Origin of the sequence: Ralstonia sp. TCR112 (assembly GCF_007997035.1) — a bacterium.
Classification (GTDB): Bacteria; Pseudomonadota; Gammaproteobacteria; order Burkholderiales; family Burkholderiaceae; genus Ralstonia; species Ralstonia edaphi.
Genome location: NZ_VOSS01000088.1, coordinates 1 through 24,786, shown reverse-complemented (window position 1 = coordinate 24,786; position 24,786 = coordinate 1). Strand labels below are relative to the sequence as shown.

24 protein-coding genes and 1 tRNA gene are annotated in these 24,786 nt (G+C 62.2%); 4 read left to right on the top strand and 21 right to left on the bottom strand.

What is annotated here, in order from left to right; genetic code table 11:
- Positions 1 to 5: 5 nt before the first annotated feature.
- The 15 genes from nuoG to FUT88_RS19820 form a co-directional block, all read right to left on the bottom strand.
- Entirely contained in the window at positions 6 to 2,357 is a 2,352-nt protein-coding gene (gene nuoG / locus FUT88_RS19890; RefSeq protein WP_147217692.1) for an NADH-quinone oxidoreductase subunit NuoG, read from the bottom strand.
- A 12-nt stretch (positions 2,358 to 2,369) separates the two neighbouring features.
- Entirely contained in the window at positions 2,370 to 3,665 is a 1,296-nt protein-coding gene (gene nuoF, locus FUT88_RS19885; protein ID WP_065858872.1) for an NADH-quinone oxidoreductase subunit NuoF, read from the bottom strand.
- A complete protein-coding gene (gene nuoE / locus FUT88_RS19880) occupies positions 3,666 to 4,169 on the bottom strand; it encodes an NADH-quinone oxidoreductase subunit NuoE (RefSeq protein WP_045206189.1) in 504 nt (167 codons plus the stop codon).
- Positions 4,170 to 4,284: 115 nt separating this feature from the next.
- The gene (locus FUT88_RS19875) at positions 4,285 to 5,538 is read right to left on the bottom strand and encodes an NADH-quinone oxidoreductase subunit D (protein WP_147217690.1); all 1,254 of its coding nucleotides are present in this window, start codon (positions 5,536 to 5,538) and stop codon (positions 4,285 to 4,287) included.
- 13 nt (positions 5,539 to 5,551) lie between these two features.
- Complete coding sequence (locus tag FUT88_RS19870; RefSeq protein ID WP_147217689.1) at positions 5,552 to 6,154, bottom strand: NADH-quinone oxidoreductase subunit C; 603 nt, start codon at positions 6,152 to 6,154, stop codon at positions 5,552 to 5,554.
- 1 nt (position 6,155) lies between these two features.
- Positions 6,156 to 6,638 carry a NuoB/complex I 20 kDa subunit family protein gene (locus tag FUT88_RS19865; protein WP_004630808.1) on the bottom strand — a complete coding sequence of 161 codons (483 nt, stop codon included), beginning with the start codon at positions 6,636 to 6,638 and terminating at the stop codon, positions 6,156 to 6,158.
- Positions 6,639 to 6,644: 6 nt separating this feature from the next.
- Entirely contained in the window at positions 6,645 to 7,004 is a 360-nt protein-coding gene (locus tag FUT88_RS19860; protein WP_004630810.1) for an NADH-quinone oxidoreductase subunit A, read from the bottom strand.
- 163 nt (positions 7,005 to 7,167) lie between these two features.
- Positions 7,168 to 7,252 (bottom strand) — tRNA-Leu (locus FUT88_RS19855).
- Positions 7,253 to 7,431: 179 nt separating this feature from the next.
- Positions 7,432 to 7,794, bottom strand: coding sequence for a preprotein translocase subunit SecG (secG, locus tag FUT88_RS19850; RefSeq protein ID WP_147217688.1), 363 nt, complete (start codon positions 7,792 to 7,794; stop codon positions 7,432 to 7,434).
- Positions 7,795 to 7,856: 62 nt separating this feature from the next.
- Positions 7,857 to 8,603 carry a triose-phosphate isomerase gene (gene tpiA, locus FUT88_RS19845; RefSeq protein ID WP_147217686.1) on the bottom strand — a complete coding sequence of 249 codons (747 nt, stop codon included), beginning with the start codon at positions 8,601 to 8,603 and terminating at the stop codon, positions 7,857 to 7,859.
- Between the two features lie 80 nt (positions 8,604 to 8,683).
- Positions 8,684 to 9,688, bottom strand: a complete 1,005-nt coding sequence (locus FUT88_RS19840) for an NAD(P)H-quinone oxidoreductase (protein ID WP_147217684.1) — start codon at positions 9,686 to 9,688, stop codon at positions 8,684 to 8,686.
- A gap of 38 nt (positions 9,689 to 9,726) precedes the next feature.
- On the bottom strand, positions 9,727 to 10,680 hold the full coding sequence (locus FUT88_RS19835; protein WP_147217682.1) for an HAD family hydrolase: 954 nt from the start codon (positions 10,678 to 10,680) through the stop codon (positions 9,727 to 9,729).
- A gap of 100 nt (positions 10,681 to 10,780) precedes the next feature.
- The gene (gene pnp, locus FUT88_RS19830) at positions 10,781 to 12,955 is read right to left on the bottom strand and encodes a polyribonucleotide nucleotidyltransferase (protein WP_147217680.1); all 2,175 of its coding nucleotides are present in this window, start codon (positions 12,953 to 12,955) and stop codon (positions 10,781 to 10,783) included.
- A 319-nt stretch (positions 12,956 to 13,274) separates the two neighbouring features.
- On the bottom strand, positions 13,275 to 13,544 hold the full coding sequence (gene rpsO, locus FUT88_RS19825; RefSeq protein WP_004630822.1) for a 30S ribosomal protein S15: 270 nt from the start codon (positions 13,542 to 13,544) through the stop codon (positions 13,275 to 13,277).
- Positions 13,545 to 13,704: 160 nt separating this feature from the next.
- The gene (locus FUT88_RS19820) at positions 13,705 to 14,961 is read right to left on the bottom strand and encodes a branched-chain amino acid ABC transporter substrate-binding protein (protein ID WP_147217716.1); all 1,257 of its coding nucleotides are present in this window, start codon (positions 14,959 to 14,961) and stop codon (positions 13,705 to 13,707) included.
- Between the two features lie 25 nt (positions 14,962 to 14,986).
- Here FUT88_RS19820 and FUT88_RS19815 point away from each other — a divergent pair, with 25 nt between their 5' ends.
- Entirely contained in the window at positions 14,987 to 15,589 is a 603-nt protein-coding gene (locus tag FUT88_RS19815; RefSeq protein ID WP_410003892.1) for a hypothetical protein, read from the top strand.
- 243 nt (positions 15,590 to 15,832) lie between these two features.
- Here the strand turns inward: FUT88_RS19815 and FUT88_RS19810 are convergent, their stop codons facing one another.
- The 6 genes from FUT88_RS19810 to FUT88_RS19785 all read right to left on the bottom strand — a co-directional run bounded on the left by FUT88_RS19810 (position 15,833) and on the right by FUT88_RS19785 (position 22,711).
- Complete coding sequence (locus FUT88_RS19810; protein WP_147217678.1) at positions 15,833 to 17,374, bottom strand: 2-isopropylmalate synthase; 1,542 nt, start codon at positions 17,372 to 17,374, stop codon at positions 15,833 to 15,835.
- A 315-nt stretch (positions 17,375 to 17,689) separates the two neighbouring features.
- Positions 17,690 to 18,562 (bottom strand): CDP-diacylglycerol--serine O-phosphatidyltransferase, encoded by an 873-nt coding sequence (pssA, locus tag FUT88_RS19805; RefSeq protein ID WP_147217676.1) that lies wholly within the window; start codon positions 18,560 to 18,562, stop codon positions 17,690 to 17,692.
- Between the two features lie 13 nt (positions 18,563 to 18,575).
- Complete coding sequence (locus FUT88_RS19800) at positions 18,576 to 19,223, bottom strand: phosphatidylserine decarboxylase (protein ID WP_147217674.1); 648 nt, start codon at positions 19,221 to 19,223, stop codon at positions 18,576 to 18,578.
- A gap of 147 nt (positions 19,224 to 19,370) precedes the next feature.
- Positions 19,371 to 20,387 carry a ketol-acid reductoisomerase gene (gene ilvC / locus FUT88_RS19795; protein ID WP_147217672.1) on the bottom strand — a complete coding sequence of 339 codons (1,017 nt, stop codon included), beginning with the start codon at positions 20,385 to 20,387 and terminating at the stop codon, positions 19,371 to 19,373.
- A gap of 75 nt (positions 20,388 to 20,462) precedes the next feature.
- Complete coding sequence (gene ilvN / locus FUT88_RS19790; RefSeq protein WP_004630835.1) at positions 20,463 to 20,954, bottom strand: acetolactate synthase small subunit; 492 nt, start codon at positions 20,952 to 20,954, stop codon at positions 20,463 to 20,465.
- Entirely contained in the window at positions 20,954 to 22,711 is a 1,758-nt protein-coding gene (locus FUT88_RS19785; RefSeq protein WP_147217670.1) for an acetolactate synthase 3 catalytic subunit, read from the bottom strand. The genes ilvN and FUT88_RS19785 overlap by 1 nt, the downstream gene beginning before the upstream one ends.
- A gap of 359 nt (positions 22,712 to 23,070) precedes the next feature.
- Here FUT88_RS19785 and FUT88_RS19780 point away from each other — a divergent pair, with 359 nt between their 5' ends.
- From FUT88_RS19780 to FUT88_RS19770, 3 genes are all read left to right on the top strand, one after another.
- Positions 23,071 to 23,637: an RNA polymerase sigma factor gene (locus FUT88_RS19780; protein WP_147217668.1), complete on the top strand. Its 567-nt coding sequence runs from the start codon at positions 23,071 to 23,073 to the stop codon at positions 23,635 to 23,637.
- Positions 23,634 to 24,074, top strand: coding sequence for a DUF3619 family protein (locus FUT88_RS19775; protein ID WP_147217666.1), 441 nt, complete (start codon positions 23,634 to 23,636; stop codon positions 24,072 to 24,074). Before FUT88_RS19780 ends, FUT88_RS19775 begins: the two co-directional genes overlap by 4 nt.
- An 11-nt stretch (positions 24,075 to 24,085) precedes the next feature.
- On the top strand, positions 24,086 to 24,786 hold a 701-nt coding region (locus tag FUT88_RS19770; protein WP_147217664.1), incomplete at its 3' end, for a DUF3106 domain-containing protein.

The window sequence follows — 24,786 nt, the reverse complement described above, 5'->3', positions numbered from 1 at the left end:
GACCCTTACACCGTAGCCGCCAGCGCGGACGATTCAACCTTCTCAACGCTTACCGCACCGAACATGGCACCCAGCTGCGCCGACGCCTCGGTCGCCGCGGGCACACGGATCACGCCGGAAGCCAGCGACTTGTCCAGCACTGCCGGCAGCACCACACTGGTCTGCCCTTGCGTCACGCGCACGGCATCACCGTTGACCAGGCCCAGCTGTGCATAGAGATCTGCCGGCACGCCAGCGCGCACTGCGGCGCGTGCTGCAGCCGTCAGTTGCAGGGAGCCCGCACGACGCACGATCGGGTCGGCGTGGTAGATCGGCACATCGGCCAGACGTTCGATGCCTGCCGCAGCGGCAGCAGGCGCGGCGGTCTGTGCGGTCGTCGCGTTCGACAAACGCTCGCTGACCGGCTTGGCCAGCACCTCGTCGCGCACCACTTCCGAGCTGTCGTATTCGAAGCCCGGGACGTTCAGCAGGTTGCCCAGCACGCGCAGAACCTTCCAGGCGGGACGCGAATCGCCCAGGCCGCGCACAACGCCGTTGAAGCTTTGTGGCAGGCCTTCGCAGTTGATGAACGTGCCCGAGGTTTCCGTGAACGGAGCCGTCGGCAGCAGCACATCTGCGTACTCGAGTGCAGCGCGGGAAGCAAACGGAGCGAGCACGATCACGGTGTCAGCCTGGTCCAGTGCGGCACGGGCCTGCACGGGGTTCGCAGTATCGAATTCCGGCTCAGCGCCCAGCAGCACGTAAGCGCGACGCGGTTGCGCCAGCATGGCGGCGGCGTCCAGACCATTGCCTTGCGGCAACGCACCGGCAATGTAGCCGCCCACGGTGTTGGCCGCTTCCGTCAGGAAACCCAGCGTCGCGCCGGTCTGCTGCGCCACCCACTGGGCCAGCGCATGCAGTTGCGAGAACTGCGGATGCGCCACAGCAGCGTTACCGAGGAACACAGCCTTACGTTCTCCCGACGCCAGGCTTGCAGCGATGCGCTTCGCAACGTCACCGGCTTCGATGCTATCGGTGCCACCCGGGCGGGCAACGTTGTTGGCAGCCGCCACCGCCACCGCAACTTGCGACAGCAGCGACAGCCATTGCGACGGCGCGCCCAGCAACTGCGTAGCAGGCATCAGCAAATCTTCGCCACCTGCGCCAATCACGCTCAGTTGCGCACCCTTCTTGCCTGCCTGACGCAGACGCGCGGCCAGCAGCGGGTGATCCTTGCGCAAGAAAGAGCCTACGATCAGCGTACGCTGCAGCAGCGACACGTCGGCGATCGGCATGCCGAGCCACGGAGCGCCCGTCGGCTTGACCGAGAAATCGGACTGACGCAGACGGAAATCGACGTTGTCGCTGCCAATGCCGCGCACCAGCTTTTGCAACAGGAAGAGTTCTTCCAGCGTGCTGTGCGGGCTTGCCAGTGCACCGATCTGCTCGGCACCGTGATCACGCTTGATCTCATTGAGGCCGTTGGCCACGTATTCCAGCGCGGTGGTCCAGTCGACCGCGTTCCACTGACCGCCTTGCTTGAGCATCGGCTGGGTCAGGCGGTCGTCGCTGTTCACGCCTTCATAGGCGAAGCGGTCCTTGTCAGACAGCCAGCATTCGTTGATGGCTTCGTTGTCCAGCGGCAGAACGCGCATCACGCGCTGATTCTTTGTCTGGACGATCACGTTGGCGCCCAGGCCATCGTGCGGCGACACCGACTTGCGGCGTGCCAGTTCCCACGTACGGGCCGAATAGCGGAACGGCTTGCTGGTCAGCGCGCCAACGGGGCACAGGTCGATCATGTTGCCCGACAACTCGGAGTCAACAGTCTGACCGACAAACGTCGTGATCTCGGAATGCTCGCCGCGATTGAGCATGCCCAGTTCCATCACGCCGGCAATTTCCTGACCGAAACGGACGCAGCGCGTGCAGTGAATGCAGCGCGTCATCTCTTCCATGGAGATCAGCGGGCCCACATTCTTGTGGAACACCACACGCTTTTCTTCCTGGTAGCGCGATTCAGACTTGCCGTAACCCACAGCCAAGTCCTGCAACTGGCACTCGCCGCCCTGATCGCAGATCGGGCAATCCAGCGGGTGGTTGATCAGCAGGAACTCCATCACGGACTTCTGCGCCTTCACCGCCTTCTCGGAATTCGTGAAGACCTTCATGCCCGCGGTGACGGGCGTGGCGCAGGCCGGCAGCGCCTTGGGCGCCTTCTCGACCTCGACCAGGCACATCCGGCAGTTAGCCGCGACAGACAGTTTGCGGTGATAGCAGAAGTGAGGAATGTAGGTGCCCGTCTGGCGAGCCGCCTCCATCACCAGGCTGCCTTCAGCAACCTCGACCTTCTTGCCATCGATTTCGATTTCAACCATGTTCTGCCACGCTTAAATGTAGGTGGGCACCATGCACTGCTTGTGTTCGACGTGATACGCGAACTCGTCCCAGTAGTGCTTGAGCATGCCGCGGACCGGCATCGCGGCGGCATCGCCGAGCGCGCAAATGGTCCGGCCCATGATGTTTTCAGCCACGTTGTTCAGCAGGTCCAGATCTTCCTGGCGGCCCTTGCCGTGCTCGATGCGATCGACGACGCGGTACAGCCAGCCGGTGCCCTCACGGCACGGCGTGCACTGGCCGCACGACTCTTCGTAATAGAAATACGACAGACGCAGCAGCGACTTCACCATGCAGCGCGTTTCGTCCATCACGATGACGGCGCCCGAGCCGAGCATCGAACCCGCCTTGGCGATCGAGTCGTAGTCCATGTCGGAGGCCATCATCAGATCAGCCGGCACCACCGGCGCCGACGATCCACCCGGGATCACAGCCTTAAGCTTCTTGCCACCGCGCATGCCGCCGGCGAGCTCCAGCAGCTTGGAGAACGGCGTACCGAGCGGAATCTCGTAGTTGCCCGGACGCTCCACGTCGCCAGACACAGAGAAGATCTTCGAGCCGCCGTTGTTCGGCTTGCCCATCTTCAAGTAGTTATCCGGACCGATGGCCAGCAGGAACGGCACCGCGGCAAAGGTTTCGGTGTTATTGATGGTGGTCGGCTTGCCGTACAGGCCAAAGCTCGCCGGGAACGGCGGCTTGAAACGCGGCTGGCCCTTCTTGCCTTCCAGCGACTCGAGCAGTGCGGTCTCTTCACCGCAGATGTACGCGCCATAGCCATGGTGCGCATGCAGCTGAAAGTTGAAGCCGGAGCCCAGGATGTTGTCACCGAGGAAGCCCGCAGCGCGCGCCTCTTCCAGTGCCTGTTCGAAGATCTTGTATTCGTTCCAGATCTCGCCGTGGATGTAGTTGTACCCCACGGTAATGCCCATCGCGTAGCCGCCGATGGCCATACCTTCGATCAGCGCGTGCGGGTTGTAACGGATGATGTCGCGATCCTTGAACGTGCCCGGCTCACCTTCATCCGTGTTGCAGACCAGGTATTTCTGGCCCGGGAACTGGCGCGGCATGAAGCTCCACTTCAGGCCGGTGGGGAAGCCTGCACCGCCACGGCCGCGGAGGCCCGAGGCTTTCACGTCGGCAATGACTTGCTCGGGGGTGATCTTCTCGGTAAGGATGCGTTTGAGCTGCTGATAGCCGCCACGCTTGACGTAATCTTCGAGGTGCCAGTTGTCGCCGTTCAGACCGGCGAGAATCAACGGCTGGATATGTCGATCGTGCAGGGAGGTCATTTACTTGCCTGCTCCGGTGGTCGGCGCCTTCGACTGGAGGTCGGCGATCAGCGCGTCGAGCTTCTCGTTGCTCATGAAGCTGCACATGTGGGTGTTGTTGACGATCATGACCGGTGCATCACCGCACGCGCCCATGCACTCGCCTTCCTTCAGCGTGAAGTTGCCGTCGGCCGTGGTCTCGTTGAAACCGATGCCCAGCTTCTTCTTCAGGTAGTCGGCAGCACGTTCGCCGCCGGACAGCGCGCACGGCAAGTTCGTGCACACCGACAGCTTGAATCGGCCGACCGGCTTGGTGTCGTACATGTTGTAGAACGTCGCCACTTCCTCGACCCACACCGGCGGCATTTCGAGGTACTCGGCCACGAACTGCATGACTTCGGGCGAGACCCAGCCTTTCTCGCTCTGCGCGACCGCCAGCGCCGCCATCACGGCGGACTGCTTCTGGTCGGCGGGATATTTCGCGACCGCCCGGTCGATTTCCTTGAGAGCTTCTGCTGATAGCATGTTCGTTGCGATTGGTGCGGGACGCGGGGCGTATTACCTGACTGCCTTACCCCGGCGTGCGTCCTCGTTTCACAGCCGCGCTTGCCTGCGCGTCAAACCGTTGTTTCCTGCGGGTTCAGCGATCGATCTCGCCAAACACGATGTCTTGCGTACCGATGATCGTCACCGCATCGGCGATCATGTGACCCTTCGCCATTTCGTCGAGCGCGGCCAGATGAACGAAGCCTGGGGCGCGGATCTTCAGGCGGTACGGTTTGTTGGCGCCGTCGGAGATGGCATAGATGCCGAATTCGCCCTTCGGGTGCTCAACGGCGGCATATGCCTCGCCTTCTGGCACATGCATACCTTCGGTGAAGAGCTTGAAGTGGTGAATCAGCTCTTCCATGTTGGTCTTCATGTCCACGCGCGACGGCGGCGCCACCTTGTGGTTGTCGGTGATCACCGGGCCTGGATTTTTGCGCAGCCATTCGATGCACTGACGAATGATGCGATTGCTCTGGCGCATTTCTTCCACGCGCACCAGATAACGGTCGTAGCAATCGCCGTTCACGCCGACCGGGATGTCGAAATCGATGCGGTCGTACACCTCGTACGGCTGCTTCTTGCGCACATCCCATTCGATGCCCGAACCGCGCAGCATCGCGCCGGAGAAGCCCTTGTTCAGTGCGCGCTCCGGGCTCACCACGCCGATGCCAACCAGGCGCTGCTTCCAAATCCGGTTGTCGGTTAGCAGCGTTTCGTATTCGTCAACGTACGTCGGGAAGCGGTTGGTGAAGTCTTCAATGAAGTCCAGCAGCGAGCCCGAACGCGTTTCGTTCAGGGCGGCCAAGGCCTTCTCGTTGCGCACCTTGGATGCCTTGTATTGCGGCATGGTATCGGGCAGGTCGCGATACACGCCGCCCGGACGGTAGTAGGCCGCGTGCATGCGCGCGCCTGACACCGCCTCGTACATATCGAACAGATCTTCGCGCTCGCGGAAGGCGTACAGGAACACCGCCATGGCGCCCACGTCCAGCGCGTGCGAACCGATCCACATCAGATGGTTCATGATCCGCGTGATCTCGTCGAACATGACGCGGATGTACTGGGCGCGCAGCGGCACCTCGAGACCCAGCAGGCGCTCGATTGCCATCACGTAGGCGTGCTCGTTGACCATCATCGACACGTAGTCGAGACGGTCCATGTACGGCACGCTTTGAATCCAGGTCTTCTGTTCGGCGAGCTTTTCCGTCGCGCGATGCAGCAGACCAATGTGCGGGTCGGCACGTTGAATGACTTCGCCGTCCAGCTCAAGCACAAGGCGTAGCACGCCGTGTGCGGCCGGGTGTTGCGGACCGAAGTTCAGGGTGTAGTTCTTGATATCTGCCATGATCGGGCGCCCTTCAGTGCTTCAGACCACCGTATTGATCCTCGCGGATCACACGCGGCGTAATCTCGCGCGGCTCGATGGTTACCGGCTGATACACCACACGGCGCTGCACCGGGTCGTAACGCATTTCAACGTAACCCGACACGGGGAAGTCCTTGCGGAACGGATGGCCAATGAAGCCGTAGTCGGTCAGGATGCGGCGCAGATCCGGATGGCCTTCGAAAACGAGTCCGTACAAGTCGAAGGCTTCCCGCTCGTACCAATCGGCGGAATTCCAGATCGTGGTCACTGACGACACCACGGGCAGGTCGTCGTCCGGCGCGAACACGCGCACGCGAACGCGCCAGTTGTGCGTGATCGAGAGCAGATGCGACACAGCGGCAAAACGCGGGCCGTTCCAGGCGCCGTCGCCGTAGTCGGCATAATCGACGCCACACAGGTCGATCAGTTGCTCGAATTTGAGCGAGACATCGTCGCGCAGCGTGTGCATGACGTCGTAGTAATCGGCAGCCTTCACTACGAGAGTGAGTTCGCCGATCGACTCGGTCAGGCTTTGAACGCGATTACCCAGCGCCTTTTCCAGCGCGACCTTCAGGGTGGCAAGCTTCTCGGTCATGTCAGGCCTTGCGCGCAATGGTGTTGGTGCGGCGGATCTTGGCCTGCAACTGGATGATGCCGTAGATCAGCGCTTCGGCCGTCGGCGGGCAACCGGGCACGTACACGTCGACCGGCACGATGCGATCACAGCCGCGAACGACAGAATACGAGTAGTGGTAGTAGCCGCCGCCGTTCGCGCACGAACCCATCGAGATGACCCAGCGAGGCTCGGCCATCTGGTCGTACACCTTGCGCAGCGCCGGCGCCATCTTGTTGCACAGCGTGCCGGCCACGATCATCACGTCGGACTGACGCGGCGACGGACGGAACACCACGCCGAAACGGTCCAGGTCGTAACGGGATGCGCCTGCGTGCATCATTTCCACCGCGCAGCACGCCAGGCCGAACGTCATCGGCCACAGGGACCCAGTACGGGTCCAGTTGATCAGCTTGTCAGCGGTTGTCGTGACAAAGCCTTCGTTGAGTACGCCTTCGATCGCCATTTCACATCACTCCCAATCGAGCGCGCCTTTTTTCCAGATGTAGACGAAGCCCACGAGAAACTCGAGAAGAAACACGCCCATCGCGAAGAATCCCGGCCAGCCGATCTCGCGCAGCGCCACGCCCCAAGGGAAAAGGAACGCGGTCTCCAGATCGAACAGGATGAACAGGATGGCGATGAGGTAATAGCGCACGTCGAACTTCATGCGCGCGTCTTCGAATGCTTCGAAGCCGCACTCGTACGGCGAGAGCTTGTCAGGATCGGGATTGTTCGGACCGAGAACTCGGCCGATGGTCATCAGAGCAAGGCCAAGGCCAACGCCGACAACGATGAACAACAGTACGGGGAAATAGGCTTCGAGGTTCAAGGGACGCCCGCCTTTTTGAATGGTTGCAACAGCACTGCCCGCAGGCGGCGCCTTGTCGCCCCATCGAAGGCGCCGGGTCCGCAGCCTTACGACGCCTCGACAGCGCGTCGCCTTGCGGAGGGGCCTGCGCGGAACATCCCGTTGAACAGACCCCGAATTTGATTGGTGCCGACGGCGAGACTCGAACTCGCACAGCTTTCGCCACTACCCCCTCAAGATAGCGTGTCTACCAATTTCACCACGTCGGCTGGGGGAAGAAACTCTATCAGGAAGCCGGTTGAGACTTAACGCCCTTGCCGTTTCCCGTATTGTTCCAAGCCTTGCATTCTACCGCAAAGCAACGCTTTTGTTCAATGCACAAACAAAAATCTTATGTATCGCGACACGCCGGAAAACCTCAACGGCGCGCCGCCATCGTTACATCAAATTACTTCGGGACAGCGGGCGCGGAAGCCGCACCCGACGCGGCGGCAGGAGCCGAAGCCGCAGGGGCTGACGCCGTGGACGTAACAGGCGCGACCGAACCCATCACACCCGCCGACACGCTGCCCTTGCTGGTGCCGATCAATGTCAACGCCAGCGTGGCAATGAAAAAGACCGTAGCCAGGACGGCCGTCGTACGCGACAGGAAGTTGGCCGACCCCGTCGCGCCAAACAAGCTGCCTGAGGCGCCGGATCCAAACGCCGCCCCAACATCCGCGCCCTTGCCATGTTGCAGCAGCACCAGGCCGATCACGCCGAGCGCGCTCAGAATTTGCGCAACCAGCAGCAGAGTTTTCAGAATTGCCATTTCGTTTCTCTCAATAATATGTTGCGGTCGCACATGGAAGACATGGCGACCCGATCCGTCGTTTATGCGCGACCGATCGCCAGAAAATCTTCTGCCTTCAGCGATGCGCCTCCGATCAGGCCGCCATCGATGTCCGCCATTGCAAACAACTCGCCAGCATTGTCCGGCTTGACGCTGCCGCCGTACAGAATCGCCATGCGCTGCGCCACGCCAGCGTCGCGGGCAGCAACACGTGCGCGCAGGAACGCGTGCACAGCCTGCGCCTGCTCGCTCGTTGCGGTCTTGCCCGTGCCGATGGCCCAAACCGGCTCGTACGCCACGACGATACGACCGAGCTGTTCGACCGACAGCGCCTCCAGCACCGCGTCCAGCTGGTTGGCGACCACCTGCTCGGTCTCACCCGCTTCGCGTTGCGCCAGCGTTTCGCCTACGCAGACGATCGGAGTGATGCCGTGTTCGAGCGCACGCAGCGCCTTGGTCGCCACTTGCGCGTCGGTTTCGCCGTGGTACGAGCGACGCTCAGAGTGACCGACGATCACGTAGCCGCAGCCAAATTCCGACAGCATGGATGCGGCGACTTCGCCCGTGAAGGCACCCCGCGTTTCGGCCGACACGTCCTGCGCCCCCCAGCCCACTGCGGAACCGGCGAGCAAGGACTGGCACTGAGCCAGGTACGGAAACGGCGCACACACAGCGAGTGTGGCGTTGGTTTTGCCTGCCGCCTTGATTTGGTCAAGCAGCGCAGCGTTCGCGCTCAGGCTGCCATGCAGCTTCCAGTTGCCCACCACCAGCTTCGGTCTTGCGTTCACGTTTTGCCCGGTCGACTGTCAAATAAACCCGGCATTCTACCGTGGCGGTAAAAACAGGGTCAATTTCGGCATCTTGGATGTCAATCCCAAACCAACATGATCTTGCCGATATGCGCACTCGATTCCATCAAGGCATGCGCCTGCGCCGCCTGCGCGGCCGGCATGACCTCGTGCACGACCGGCTTGATGCGCCCTGACGACAGCAACGGCCAGACCGTTTCATACAGATTGGCGGCGATGGCCGCCTTGAATGCCACGGGGCGCGGCCGCAGCGTCGAGCCCGTCAGCGTGATGCGCCGACGCAGGATGTCGCCGAGCGGCACTTCGGCCTTGGCACCGCCCAACAGCGCAATCAAGACGATGCGGCCGTCGTCGGCGGTGCAGGCGATTTCGCGCGCGACATAGCTGCCGCCGACCATGTCGAGCACCACGTCGACGCCGCGCCCAGTGTCGGCCTTGACGATTTCGGCGAAATCTTCGGTCTTGTAATTGATGGCGCGCGTGGCGCCGAGTTCGACGCAGGCGTCACACTTGTCGGCGCTACCGGCGGTGGCAAACACGCGGTGACCCAATGCGGAGGCGATCTGAATCGCCGTCGTGCCGATGCCGCTGGAGCCGCCCTGCACGAGCAGCGTTTCATCGGCGCCGTGCGCACCCCGCCCCAGCAAGCCGCGGTCGAATACGTTTGACCACACGGTGAAGTAGTTCTCGGGCAATGCAGCGGCCTCGACATCGGACAAGCCGGCCGGCACCGGGAGCACTTGGCCCAGCGGCGCCGTGCAGAACTCTGCATAGCCGCCGCCTTGCACCAGCGCACAGACGCGATCGCCCACCTTCAAGCCGTAGCGATTGTCGGCGTGCGCCAAATCTCCGCTGACGATCTCGCCCGCAACCTCAAGCCCCGGAATATCCGAGGCGCCGGGCGGCACCGGGTAGTTGCCCGTACGCTGGAACACATCGGGCCGGTTCACGCCTGCAGCGCGCACGCGGATCAGCACTTCACCCGCCTTGGCTTCCGGCATCGGCCGCTCACCAAGCTGCAACACTTCGGGACCACCGTATTGCGTGATTTCAATCGCTTTCATGGGAATCGGATCAATGAGGTTGAGACGCAGTGCTTGAGTTACGAGACGCTGCGCTTGGGCTCGACAAAGTGCTGCGGAATGCCACGCGTCGTCTCGCGCATGATTTCTTGTTTGCCGTGGACGATGCCGTCGGCGATCTTGCCGATATGCAACTTAAGCCACATCTCCGTCGGCGAGCCAGCGCGATAGTCGGCCGGGCCGAGCATGTCGACGCGATCATCCGCACGCAAATTGTCGGCCTGTTCGAATGAGCGAGGGCTCTCGGGGTTGTAGACCGCATACGTCCGGCCGCCGCCCTTGCGGGCAACCGAAAACGCCGGAATATCGCTCGGCCCGTCAGCCACGTAAATCATGTTGGCGAAGGGCACGCGGCGCTCGTCCTCGGCAATCGACGAGTTCACGCTCACCGCTTCCGGGTGCTTGTTGACGCCCTTGTTGATCTCGAACAGCGCCCGCGTCTTGGTGGTGTTGTCGATGGCGTAGATGACTTCCGAGATGACCGGCCTGCCATTTGCGTTCGAATCGGGCGCCTCCAGGAATTCGCAGCCCCATACCCCGTCGATGTATGGGGCGATGGGCGAACCCTTGATCATCTCCGTCAGGCCGGTGCTGACAATGTAGTGCTCCAGCTTGATGTCGAACGCCTGGTAGGCCGCGTTGTCGCGCACCCACGCCTTGCTGCGCTCGAAGAAATCGGTCACGCCGGGAAAAAATTCGAGTTCAGCGCCCAGTTCGCGCAGCGTGGCGTTGTCGAGGCCACCCATGCGTCCGTCGCGCACATGGCGCAGCAGCACGTTGAGGTAGAACGTTTCCTGGTTGACCTTCTGGCCGCGCGATTCGATTTCGCGCGCGCCCGCGGCCACTTCGTCCCAGAAACCCTGCTCGGCGATATTGAAACGGTCGAACAACGGCACTTGCATGTAGCGCGGAATCAGCGTCTTGTCGAAATCCCAGACGATGGCGATGCGGTTTTGCTCGAACAGGCGGCTCATGATGGGGCGCGAAGAGACAACGGGAGGGAACTCGCGACGCAGTGTAAACAAAAAAACGGCTGGACATCGTCCAGCGTTTTTCTTGGCGAAAACCGCTCGCTTACTGCTGTTGTTGCTGCTGTTGTTGCGAGGCAGCGTCGCCAGCACCCGGGGCTTGCGGTGCAGCGGCAGGCACGTCGCCTTCTTCAGCCTTGGCAGCCTTGATCGACAGACGCATGCGACCCTTCTCGTCAGTGCTCAGCAGCTTCACGCGCACGGCCTGGCCTTCCTTCACATAGTCGGAAACCTGGTTCACGCGCTCGTTGGCGATTTCCGAGATGTGCAGCAGACCGTCCTTGCCCGGCAGGATGTTCACGATCGCGCCGAAGTCCAGCAGCTTCAGAACCGTGCCGTTGTAGATCTTGCCCACTTCGGCTTCGGCCGTGATGCCTTCGATGCGACGCTTGGCTTCTGCCATGCCTTCCGACGAAGTCGACGCGATGGTGATCGTGCCGTCTTCCTGGATGTCGATCGTGCAGCCGGTTTCCTTGGTCAGCGCCTGGATGGTCGAACCGCCCTTGCCGATCACGTCGCGGATCTTCTCCGGGTTGATCTTGACGGTGATCATGCGCGGAGCGTGCTCCGACAGCTCGGTGCGTGCGCCGCCCATGGCAGCCTGCATCTTGCCCAGGATGTGCAGACGGCCTTCCTTGGCTTGCGCCAGCGCGACCTGCATGATTTCCTTGGTGATGCCCTGCACCTTGATGTCCATCTGCAGCGCAGTGATACCGGCATCGGTACCCGCCACCTTGAAGTCCATGTCGCCCAGGTGATCTTCGTCACCCAGGATGTCGGTCAGCACAGCGAACTTGTTGTCTTCCAGGATCAGGCCCATGGCCACGCCGGCCACGTGCGCCTTGAGGGGCACGCCAGCATCCATCAGTGCCAGCGAACCGCCGCACACCGAAGCCATCGACGACGAGCCGTTCGACTCGGTGATTTCCGACACCAGACGGATCGTGTAAGCGAATTCGTCGTCCTTCGGCAGCACCGGGATCAGCGCGCGCTTGGCCAGACGACCGTGGCCGACTTCACGGCGCTTCGGGCTGCCCACGCGGCCGGTTTCGCCCGTGGCGAACGGCGGCATGTTGTAGTGAAGCATGAAGCGATCACGGTATTCGCCTTGCAGCGCGTCGATGATCTGCTCGTCGCTCTTGGTGCCGAGCGTGGCCACCACCAGCGCTTGCGTTTCACCGCGCGTGAACAGGGCCGAGCCGTGCGCACGCGGCAGCACCGACGAACGGATCTCGATCGGGCGCACCGTGCGGGTGTCGCGGCCGTCGATACGCGGCTCGCCGTTCAGGATCTGGCCGCGGACGATCTTCGATTCGAGTTCGAACAGGATGTTGTCGACTTCCACGCCGTCGGCTTCCACACCGGCTTCGGCCAGCTTAGCCGCAACCGACTTGTAGACTTCCTTCAGCTTCTGGCTGCGAGCCGACTTCTGGCGCAGTTGGTAAGCGGCTTGCAGATCGGCCAGGCCCAGTTCGGACACCTTGGCGACCAGCGCTTCGTTCTTCGGAGCGGCTTGCCAATCCCACTCGGGCTTACCGCCGTCGCGCACCAGCTCGTGGATCGCGTTGATGGCGATCTGCATCTGCTCGTGGCCGTACACCACGGCGCCCAGCATGACCTCTTCCGACAGCTGCTGCGCTTCCGATTCGACCATCAGCACGGCACGCTCGGTACCGGCCACAACCAGGTCCAACTCCGAATGCGCGAGTTGGGCACGATTCGGGTTCAGCAGGTATTGGCCATCCTTGTAACCCACGCGGGCAGCGCCCACTGGGCCGTTGAACGGCAGGCCCGACACAGCCAGCGCAGCCGAAGCCGCCACCAGCGCCGGAATGTCAGCCGGCACTTCCGGGTTCATCGACAGCACGTGGATCACGACTTGGACTTCGTTGTAGAAGCCTTCGGGGAACAGCGGACGCAGCGGACGATCGATCAGACGCGAGGTCAGCGTTTCGTTTTCCGACGGACGGCCTTCGCGCTTGAAGAAGCCACCCGGGATCTTGCCGGCGGCGTAGGTCTTCTCGAGGTAATCGACGGTCAGCGGGAAGAAGTCCTGGCCCGGCTTCGGGTTCTTGGCGCCCACCACGGTGGCGAGCACGACGGTGTCGTCCATGTCGAGCAGCACAGCGCCGCTCGCCTGACGGGCGATCTCACCCGTCTCCATGCGGACCTTATGGCCGCCCCATTGGAATTCTTTGACGACCTTATTGAACATGGTCATAGCATCTCCTGTTCGGTATTCGCGGCGCGCTTCATTGCGCCTCACCGCGACAAACACGTTCCGTAGGACGGTGCGGTTGCAGAGGTGTGTTTTATGCCATTCCAGCGCAGCGCTGGCATCAATGCTGCGCTGGAATGACACAAGGCCCTGCTTCCTGCCGCCCCCGGTCCCATGGCAGCCGCTTCATCTTGAACTGGCTGGCCGCCATCACTTACCGGTTGCCCGGTGCGGCCACAAACGCGGCCGCCAAAAACAAAATGCCTGCATCAGCACGCTGACGCAGGCACTTTTCATCACGCGCAGTGCGTGATACCCACCATTACTTACGCAGACCCAGCTTCGCAACCAGGGCGGTGTAACGGTCAGCGTCCTTGCTCTTGAGGTAGTCCAGCAGACGGCGACGACGGCTCACCATGCGGAGCAGGCCGCGACGGCTGTGGTGATCCTTCATGTGCGCCTTGAAGTGCGGCTGCAGTTCATTGATGCGAGCGGTCAGCAGTGCAACTTGCACTTCCGGGCTGCCCGTGTCGTTGGCGCTGCGGCCGTTATCTTTGACGATGTCTTGCTTGTTGATGTCAGCGACGGACATTTTTGATTCCTTTGACTTGCGGACACTGCAGCGCCTGAATAGCCGCCGTTGGTGCCGTGTTGAACAATGATCTTGCCGCACCAGCCCGAGACGGCCTGGAGAGCAAGACCGCGATTATAGCGTAGAACCAGACTCTGACGACAGATCTGTGTCGTCCGACTCAGTGGCGAACCATTTTGCAGGCGGTCGACAAAGTCGTTTGCGATTCTGGAATCACTTTCAGCGTGCGAAAGCCAAAGCCGGAGCCCTCGATATCGAAGGCCGCACCAGGCGTGCCTGCCCGTTCCATCTGCGTGACGATAAGGGGCTGAATGGCCTGGTGATCCTGGGCCCGCAGCGTGATGCGGTGGAAACCAGTGTCGAGCGATGCGCCTTCCAGCGCACGCGCCACGGCCGCAGCTTCGGTGGTCCCGGCCCGCTCGATGGCAGCGGCGAGCATGTCGACCATCATCTGATCGCGCAACAGCGGGTAATCGTCGGCGGGGGCCGGATAACGCGCGCGGAATGCCTTGTAAAACGCATCGGACTTGGCGCCGCCCAGATTTGGGTGCCACTCCGCCACCGCCACCACGCGGCCAACGCCCGCCTCCCCCATCGCCCCGGGCGCGCCGAGCGAATTGCCGTAGAACGTAAAGAAGCGCGCCTTGAGCCCCGCATCCCGAGCCGCCTTGACGAGCAGTGTCAGATCGTTACCCCAGTTTCCGGTGATGACCGTATCCGCACCCGACGCGGCAATGCGCGCCACGTACGGTGCAAAATCCTTGACCTTGCCGATGGGATGCAGCACCTCGCCAACGATCGCAATGTCTGGCCGCTTTTCGCTCAACTGCTGGCGCGCCAATTGCGCCACCTGGCGGCCGAATGTGTAGTCCTGCCCGATCAGGTAGACCCTGTTGATTGCCCTGTCGGCGCGGATCACCTCCGTCAGCGCCTGCATGCGCATGTCAGCGGATGCGTCGAAGCGAAAATGCCAGAAGCTGCATGCCTCGTTGGTCAGTGCAGGATCGACGGCGGCGTAGTTCAGGAACAGCAGCCGCGCGTCCGGATGGCGGTCGTTGTAACGCGAAATCGACGCCGACAACGCCGCCGCTGCCGCCGAGCTGTTGCCTTGGAGCACGAAGCGGATGCCCGCATCCGTAGCCGCCTGCAATTGCAGCAACGATTCATCGACGGTGTTCTTGCTATCGAAACGCACGAGTGCAAGCGGATGACGCCCATCGGGCAGCTTCACACCGCCGCGCGCATTCACGCCTTCAATCGCCATGCGCAGATTGCGATCCACCGCCTCGCCCGCGTTGGCAAACGGGCCTGAAAGTCCTTCGATCAGCGCCAACCGGATCGGCGCGGCTTCGGGCTGGGCACCTGCTGCCCCACACAACCCCACGGCCGCCAGCGCGGCCACAAACCAACGAACCATCATGGCAAATCTCCGTGAAGCGCGGATGGTAAAGCGCCGCCGCGCGTCGACACAAGCCGGCGTAAATCGCACGCCTACACTGAAGCCATCGGGAGGGCCCATTGTGAACATTCGATCGACATGGCAGTGCGCGGCGCTGCTCGCCGTAGCGCTGGCTTCAACAAGCGCGTGTACCGTGTTGGCGCCAGTACAAACGGGCGAAGCACTCGTCGGCCAACCCGCTTCCGCCGTGGAAGCACGATTTGGCACACCACCGGAACGGTATCCACACGCCGGTGGCGGCACGCGCTGGCTCTATCCGACGCAGCCCTACGGGCAATTCACTTATGCCGCCGATTTCGATGCGAGCGGCAAGCTCGTCTCGTTCCGGCAGATTCTGACCACGATGGATTTTGCACAGGTCCGCGTCGGCACGGCGACGCAAAACGATGTGCTGCAGACGTTCGGCAAGCCGGAAGAAACCGCGTATTTCCGGCTGATGGATCGGCAGGTTTGGTCCTACCGTTTCAAGCATGAAGGCGTATGGCCTTCGCTGATGCACTTCTATTTCGACCGCGACGGCATCGTGCGGCTTACGCAGGTCAGCCCCGACCCGATGTACGACCACGATCACGATTCAAGCCGCTGAGCCAGCGTCAAACGCCAGAACGGCAACATCCACGCGAGGCGCATCGCCTGGCGTGGACGTTCAGGTCGGCCATGTCGTGGATCGCACGGACATCGCTCTCAAAGACGGCCGGCATGGTGCACGCTCCTGACGTGTCCGGTGCCGCCGCACCCGCTTCGCGTTCCGGTGGATAACCGGGTGCGCGCTCAGTGGTGATCGTGTTGGGGTCTGGGCTGACTCCTGCGTGTGTTGATGAACCCGCGATCAGATCTGCGGGTTGAGTTTTTCGCTGCTCTTGTCCTGGAGCTTGTTCAGCGCGGCAAGGTAAGCCTTGGCCGACGCCGCAACGATGTCCGGATCAGTACCCACACCGTTGACGATGCGTCCCGACTTGGACAGCCGCACCGTCACTTCGCCTTGCGCCTGCGTGCCCGTCGTGATCGCGTTGACCGAATAGAGCAGCTGCTCTGCGCCGCTGGCGACCTTGCTCTCGATCGCATTCAGCGTGGCGTCGACCGGGCCGTTGCCCTCCGCTTCGCCCGTCACTTCCTGGCCGTCTGCCACGAAAACGATGCGCGCGTGCGGACGCTCGCCGGTTTCCGAACGCTGGGCAAGCGACACGAAACGGAAGTGCTCGCCCTCGCTGTGCTGCGCTTCGTTGGAAACGATGGCGACGATGTCTTCGTCGAAGATCTCGGCCTTCTGGTCGGCCAGCTCCTTGAAGCGGGTGAAAGCGGCGTTCAGCTCGGCTTCCGAATCCAGCTCGATGCCCAGTTCCTGCAGACGCTGCTTGAACGCGTTGCGGCCCGAGAGTTTGCCCAGGACGATCTTGTTGGCCGTCCAGCCCACGTCTTCGGCCCGCATGATTTCGTACGTGTCGCGCGCCTTCAGCACGCCGTCCTGGTGGATGCCCGAAGCATGCGCGAAAGCATTGGCGCCGACGACGGCCTTGTTCGGCTGCACGACGAAACCGGTGATCTGCGAGACAAGCTTGGAGGCCGGCACGATCTGCGTGGTATCGACACCCACGTCGAGATTGAAATAGTCGCGACGGGTCTTCACGGCCATCACCACCTCTTCGAGGCTGGTGTTCCCGGCGCGCTCGCCCAGGCCGTTGATCGTGCATTCGATCTGGCGCGCGCCGCCCAACTGGACAGCGGTCAGCGAGTTGGCAACAGCCATGCCCAGATCGTCATGGCAATGCACTGACCAGATCGCCTTATCGGAATTAGGAATGCGCTCACGCACCGAGCGGATCAGCGCGGCGTAGCCTTCTGGCACCGCATAGCCCACCGTATCCGGCAGGTTGATGGTCGTCGCGCCCTCAGCAATCACGCCTTCCAGCACGCGGCAGAGGAAATCCATGTCCGAGCGGCTGCCATCTTCCGGCGAGAACTCGATGTCGTCGGTGAACTGGCGCGCGAAGCGCACGGCAAGACGCGCCTGCTCGTACACCTGATCCGGCGACATGCGCAGCTTCTTCTCCATGTGAAGCGCCGAAGTAGCGATGAACGTGTGGATGCGGAACTGCCCCGCCGGCTTGAGTGCTTCGGCAGCGCGGGAAATGTCGCGGTCGTTCGCACGGGCCAGCGAGCAAATCCGCGAATCCTTGACCGACTGTGCAATCGCGCGGATCGCTTCAAAGTCACCATTGGAGCTGGCCGCGAAGCCGGCTTCGATCACGTCCACCTTGAGCCGCTCGAGCTGCTTGGCGATGCGGATCTTCTCTTCCTTGGTCATCGATGCCCCAGGGGACTGCTCGCCGTCGCGCAAGGTGGTATCGAAAATGATGAGTTTGTCGCTCATGGCGGCTCCTTGGTGGGGTGACGTTTTTGGCGTCGGTCTTAGTGGTGTCTTAGATGGTTTCTTGCGGCGCAGAATGCAAAACGCCCCGGCGTGCATGGTTGCAGGCCGGGGCGCTGTGAATTCTGGTTCGCGAAAACTTGGCGGTTTCTGCTTGCCTTGTCTTGCGATTTCCTATGCGCGTGTCCCGACCTGACGACCTAGTAGGCCATCAATCGAGACTAGCGTAATCAGAATGGAAATCGGGCGCGAAAGCATGCGGACGAATATAGACGAATTCAAAAATTGACGCAAGCGCACACTGATGAAGCGCATGGGTCACTCATGCGCGTCGTCTGGCGTCTGCTTCGGCAGGCGCGGACTACCCTGCTGCCCATGCAGCGCGCGCCAGCCCCAAAGCACGTAGCCCGAGACTGCGTAACCAACGAACAGGCCGAACAGCGCGACCGGCGGATCGCTCGATATCACGACGAACAGCACAAGCACGAGCACCATCACGCCGAACGGTACGCGGTGGCGAACATCCAGCGCCTTACCGCTGTAGAACGGCGCGTTGGACACCATCGACAGCCCTGCGTACAGCGTCAGCCCGAAGGCCACCCACGGCATCCACAGTTCCTTGACGGGCAGCTTGTTGTCGATCGCCAGCCAGACAAATCCGGCGATGAGCGCGGCGGCGGCTGGGCTCGGCATGCCCTGGAAGAAGCGCTTGTCGACCGACCCGATGTTCGTGTTGAAACGCGCCAGACGCAGTGCAGCGCCAGCGCAATACACAAACGCCGCGAGCCAGCCCCACTTCCCCAGGTCGCGCAGGATCCACTCGTACATCACCAATGCCGGCGCGACACCGAATGACACCATGTCCGACAGCGAATCGTACTGTTCGCCGAACGCGCTTTGCGTGTTGGTGATGCGCGCGACGCGGCCGTCCATGCCGTCGAGCACCATCGCCGCGAAGATGGCGATGGCAGCCGTCTCAAAATTCAGGTTCATCGCCTGCACGATGGCGAAGAAGCCCGCGAACAGCGCGGCCGTCGTGAACGCGTTGGGCAGCAGATAGATGCCACGGCGGCGCGGACGCACGATCTCAAGATCGTCGTCATCCGAGCGAGGCTGGTTGTGCCGCAGCGGACGCAGGTGCGTCACATTGCCGGCGGTGAAACGCTTCTTGCGTCGGTTGAACGCGGGCATGGCGGCCTCCGGATCAGTCCAGCTCAGCAAGCACCGTCAGCGTGGCGGACACCTTCTCGCCGATGGTCACGCGTGGGCGCGCCGTCAGCGGCAGGTATACGTCAACGCGCGAGCCAAAGCGGATGAAGCCGTAGCGCTGGCCACGCGTGAGTGCTTCCCCTGCCTTGGTATAGCAAAGGATGCGCCGCGCGATCAGTCCAGCCACCTGCACCGAAGTGACGAGCTGGCCATCAGCTCGGCGCAGCACGATGGCGTTGCGTTCGTTTTCGAGCGACGCCTTGTCCAGGTCCGCATTGACGAACTTGCCCGGGAAGTACTGCACGTGCTGCACGGTGCCGTCGACCGGCGCCCGGTTCGAGTGCACGTTGAACACGTTCATGAACACGCTGATCTTCAGCGAGTCGCGATCGGCATACGGGTCCCGCACCTGCTCGACTGCGACGATGCGGCCGTCGGCCGGCGAAAGAATCGCATTGGCCTGCGTTGGCACGGCGCGCGCCGGGTCGCGGAAAAACTGCAGGACAAACAGCGTCAGCACCCAGAACGGCCAGGCCCAGCCGAAGCCGGCGGCAGCCTGCACAATGAGCGTGACGATGAAGATCCCGCCCAGGTACGGCCAACCCTCGCGGGCGATGATGGGATGCGGATACGTGTTGTTCAAATCAGACCTCGACAGCGTCTTGAAGGAAATGCGGCATTCTAGCCGACACGGGGCCGCGCCAGCACTTGAAACAATATCTGGCGCCCTGGAATCAGCATAAAAAAAAGCCAGCCCGAAGGCTGGCTTTCTCGCACAAGATGCGTCCGATCAGTTCTTCGACTGGTCGACCAGCTTGTTCTTGGCGATCCACGGCATCATCGCACGCAGCTTGGCGCCAACTTGCTCGATCTGGTGCTCTTCGGTCAAGCGGCGGCGCGAGATCAGCGTCGGCTGGCCTGCCTTGTACTCCAGCAGGAAGCTCTTGGCGTATTCGCCGGTCTGGATGTCCTTCAGGCATTGCTTCATGGCCTTCTTGGTCTCTTCCGTCACGACGCGCGGGCCGGTGACGTACTCGCCGTATTCGGCGTTGTTCGAGATCGAGTAGTTCATGTTGGCGATGCCGCCTTCATAGATCAGGTCGACGATCAGCTTCAGCTCGTGCAGGCACTCGAAGTAAGCCATTTCCGGAGCGTAACCGGCTTCCACCAGCGTCTCGAAACCAGCCTTGATCAGCTCGACGGTACCGCCGCACAGGACGGCTTGTTCGCCGAACAGGTCGGTTTCGGTTTCTTCGCGGAAGTTCGTCTCGATGATGCCGGCACGGCCGCCGCCGTTGGCGGTGGCGTACGACAGCGCGATATCACGTGCGGCGCCCGACTTGTCCTGGTGCACGGCGATCAGGTGCGGCACGCCGCCACCTTGCGTGTACGTGCCGCGCACGGTGTGACCCGGCGCCTTCGGGGCGATCATGATGACGTCCAGATCGGCGCGCGGAATCACGGCACCGTAGTGCACGTTGAAACCGTGGGCGAATGCCAGCGCGGCGCCCTGCTTGATGTTGCCGTGCACTTCGTTCTTGTACACATCGGCAATCTGCTCATCCGGCAGCAGGATCATGACAACGTCGGCTTCCTTCACAGCCTCGGCCACTTCCTTGACCTGCAGGCCGGCGTTGACGGCCTTGTTCCACGACGCGCCGTTCTTGCGCAGACCGACCGTCACCTTCACGCCCGAGTCGTTCAGGTTCAGGGCGTGGGCGTGGCCTTGCGAGCCATAGCCAACGATGGTGACGTTCTTGCCCTTGATCAGGGAGAGGTCGGCGTCCTTGTCGTAAAACACTTTCATGTTGATGTCCTAATTTTCAAATACTTCAATATCGATGGGGTCCGGCCACAGTGACACGCTGGTGCACGCGCCGGCTCAAACCTTCAGAATGCGCTCGCCGCGGCCGATGCCCGAGCCGCCTGTGCGAACGGTCTCGAGAATGGCAGTGCGATCGATGGCATCGAGAAACGCGTCGAGCTTGCTGCCGTTGCCGGTCAGCTCGATCGTGTAGGTCTTCTCGGTCACGTCGATGATGCGGCCGCGGAAGATGTCCGCTGTACGCTTCATCTCCTCGCGTTCCTTGCCGACCGCGCGCACCTTGACGAGCATCAGCTCGCGCTCGATGTGCGCACCTTCGGTGAGGTCGACGACCTTGACGACTTCCACCAGGCGGTTCAGGTGCTTGGTGATCTGCTCGATGATGTCGTCCGAGCCGGTCGTGACGATCGTCATGCGCGACAGCGAGGCGTCTTCAGTCGGGGCGACCGTCAGCGTCTCGATGTTGTAGCCGCGCGCAGAGAACAGGCCCACCACGCGCGACAACGCGCCCGGTTCGTTTTCCAGCAGGACGGAAATGATGTGACGCATTACAGATCCTCCGCGCCGAGCAGCATTTCAGAAATACCCTTGCCTGCCTGGACCATCGGCCAGACGTTTTCAGTCGGGTCGGTCTGGAAGTCGAGGAACACGGTGCGATCCTTGAGTCGGAAAGCCTCGCGCAACGCGGGCTCGACGTCAGACGTCTTCTCGATGCGCATGCCGACGTGGCCATACGATTCGGCCAGCTTCACGAAGTCGGGCAGCGCCTGCATGTAGGAATGCGAGTAGCGGTTGTCGTACTCGATTTCCTGCCACTGGCGGACCATGCCGAGGTAACCGTTGTTGAGCGAGCAGATCTTCACGGGCGTGTCGTACTGCAGGCAGGTCGACAGTTCCTGGATGCACATCTGGATCGAGCCCTCACCCGTAATGGTGACGACTTCCTTGTCCGGGAACGCTTTCTTGATACCCATCGCGTACGGCAGGCCGACGCCCATCGTGCCCAGACCGCCGGAGTTGATCCAGCGGCGCGGCTCGTTGAACTTGTAGAACTGCGCGGCCCACATTTGATGCTGACCGACGTCGGAGCAGATGAAAGCGTCGCCATTGGTCAGTTCCCAGATCTTCTCGACGACGTACTGCGGTTTGATGATCTCGGAATTGCGGTCGTACTTCAGGCAGTCGACACTGCGCCACTGCTCGATCTGTTCCCACCACTTGGCCAGCGCCGTCTTGTTCGGCTTGGCTTCGCCAGACTGGATCTGGGCGATCATCTCCTGCAGCACGTCCTTGACGTTGCCGACGATGGGGATGTCGACCTTCACCCGCTTCGAAATGGACGACGGATCGATGTCGATGTGGATGATCTTGCGCGGCTGCGATGTAAAGTGCGCCGGGCTGCCGATCACGCGATCATCGAAACGCGCGCCGATGGCAATCAGAACGTCGCAGTTCTGCATCGCCATGTTGGCTTCGTACGTGCCGTGCATGCCCAGCATGCCGACGAACTGCTTGCTGGTGCCCGGGAATGCACCCAGGCCCATCAGCGTGTTCGTCACGGGGTAACCAGTCAGCGCAGCCAGCTGGCGCAGCTCTTCGCTGGCCTCGGCAAGCACCACGCCGCCACCCGAATAGATGTACGGACGCTCGGCCTGCAGCAACAGGCCCACTGCCTTCCGGATCTGCCCCGAATGGCCCTTGTTGACGGGGCTGTACGAGCGCATCTCGATGGTCTTCGGATACTCGTACTTGCAGAGTTCGCGCGAGACATCCTTGGGGATATCCACCACGACCGGACCCGGACGGCCCGTTGCGGCGATGTAGAACGCCTTCTTGATGGTCGAGGCGAGGTTGCGGACGTCCTTGACCAGGAAGTTGTGCTTGACGATCGGGCGGGTAATGCCGACGGTGTCGCACTCCTGGAAGGCATCCTGACCGATGGCGTGCGTCGGCACGTTACCGGTGATGATCACCATCGGGATCGAATCCAGGTAGGCGGTGGCGATGCCGGTCACGGCATTGGTCACGCCCGGGCCGGACGTCACGAGGGCGACACCGACCTTGCCCGTGGCGCGCGCATAGCCGTCAGCCGCATGGACTGCCGCCTGTTCATGGCGCACCAGGATGTGTTCGATCTTGTTTTGCTTGTAGAACGCGTCGTAGATATAGAGCACCGCGCCGCCGGGGTAACCCCAGACGAACTCGACGCCCTCTGCCGCGAGCGCATTGACGAGGATGTCGGCCCCCATCATGTCGGCAGATGAACCGCTATTGGCGTGGGAAAATTCCGCGCTTGGCATATTCATGTCAGTCCTTTGCAATTTTCGGCAAAAAATTGTTTGGATGCTCTCTACCGGGCTTGTGGCGCGGATTTGAGCGGTGCGCGTCTGCATGGATGGTCCGCCTGATGGGCGTCCAGATGAGACAAACCACAGATGTTGTGAACCGGGGATGATACTGCAATGCCGCATAGCGGTCCAGCACCGGCGCGATTCGGCAAAGCAAGCGGTCCGCCGGACAGTCGGACTGTCCGTAGAGCCGCATTTTTGCTAGCATCGCAACATTTTTCACGGCCAAGGCCGTTGACGCCACGCGGCGTGATCATCACATCTTGAGAATGTGAATTTTCGCGCGGCTGCCTCACAGGATTCGCACCCGCCGTTGTATGGCCTCTGAACAGGAACTGTCGGCCTTTCTCCTAAGCGTCGAGAAACGCGCCTTCAAGCAGGCGGTCTTCGCGGTGCGCGACGACGATGCCGCGCTCGATATCGTGCAGGACGCCATGATCAAGCTGGCCGAAAAATACGGCGACAAGCCGGGGGCCGAACTCCCCCTGCTCTTTCAGCGCATTCTGCAGAACACCATTCACGACTGGTTCCGCCGCTCCAAGGTGCGCAACACGTGGGTGAGCCTGTTCTCCAGCTTCCGCACGGACGCCGAGGGCGACGACACCGACCCGCTGGAACTGATCGAAAGCGAAGCCGGCACCACAGCGGCGGAAAGCAGCGCCGACAAGGTCGAGCGCTCGCAAATGCTGGAAATCCTGGAACGCGAAATCGAGAAACTCCCCGCGCGTCAACGGGAGGCCTTCCTGATGCGTTACTGGGAGGACATGGATGTTGCCGAGACAGCCCAGGCGATGGGCTGTTCCGAGGGCAGTGTAAAGACGCACTGCTCGCGGGCAACACACGCCCTGGCCCAAGCGCTGCGGGCGCGAGGGATCCGACTATGAACAAGGTAGAACTTCGAGAACGCCGTTTTGTGCATGCCGTCCGAACCGCTCTGAACGAGTCGGCAGGACAGTTGCCGCCCGACGTGCGCGACCGCCTCGCTGCGGCGCGCCGGACGGCGCTTGCGCACAAGAAAGCGGAAGTGCCGAGCACGGTGCGCTCGCCTGCCTTGGCAATGCCAGGCGTCGGCTCGGTGTCCTTCGAGGCGGAAGGCGAAGCACCGTCGCCGCTGCAGCGCGCCGCCGCAGTCCTGCGCCGCCTTGGCCTGCTGTGGCCGACGATCGCGCTGGTGGCGGGGCTCGCGGGCATTTATCAGTGGCAACAGCAGCAACGCGTGGACGAACTCGCGGAGGTCGATGCCGCAATGCTGCTCGACGATCTGCCGCTGGCCGCCTACGCCGATCAAGGCTTCCATCAGTACCTCAAGCACGATCAGTGAAAGGCTGATCGATGAGTCACTTCCAACCCACCCACGGCCAACCACCGCGAGGCGCAAGGGCCTTGCGCCTGCACGTCGGCATCGTCGCTTTGATCGGTGCTGCCGGTCTCACGGCGGGCCTTGCGATGGCACAGGTACCGGCCACTTCTGCGCCTGCCGCGGCATCGGGCGTGACGGTCAACGCGCCGGTTGATCTGCCGACACCGCCCGCAACCAACCCGCTGCCCGCCGTCCACCCGAACTGGGCCGAGTTGACCATTGTGCAGCAGCGCATCTTCGCGCCGCTGGCGCCGGAATGGAACGGTTTGCCGGAATTGGCCCGCAAGAAGTGGCTGCAGATTGCACAGGCGTATCCGAAATACACGCCGGCTCAGCAGCAGCGCCTGCAAACCCGCATGGCGGACTGGGTCAAGCTCACACCCGAGCAACGCCACCGCGCGCGTGAGAATTTCCAGACCACCAAGTCGCTTCCGGTGCAGAAGAAGAGCGAAGCTTGGCAGAGCTACCAGCAACTGACGGAAGAGCAGAAGAAAGCGCTGGCCGCCGCGGCCAAGGCGCAAAAGCACCCGTCCGCAGTGACGGCGCTGCCGGGCGGGGCGGGCTTGGCCAAGGACGCGGCCAAATCGATCCATCACGGTGCGCGCACCAAACCGGGCACGACCAAATCCGCGCCGGCCAGCAAGGCGACCGCCGCGGCATCCGCGCCGGCGGC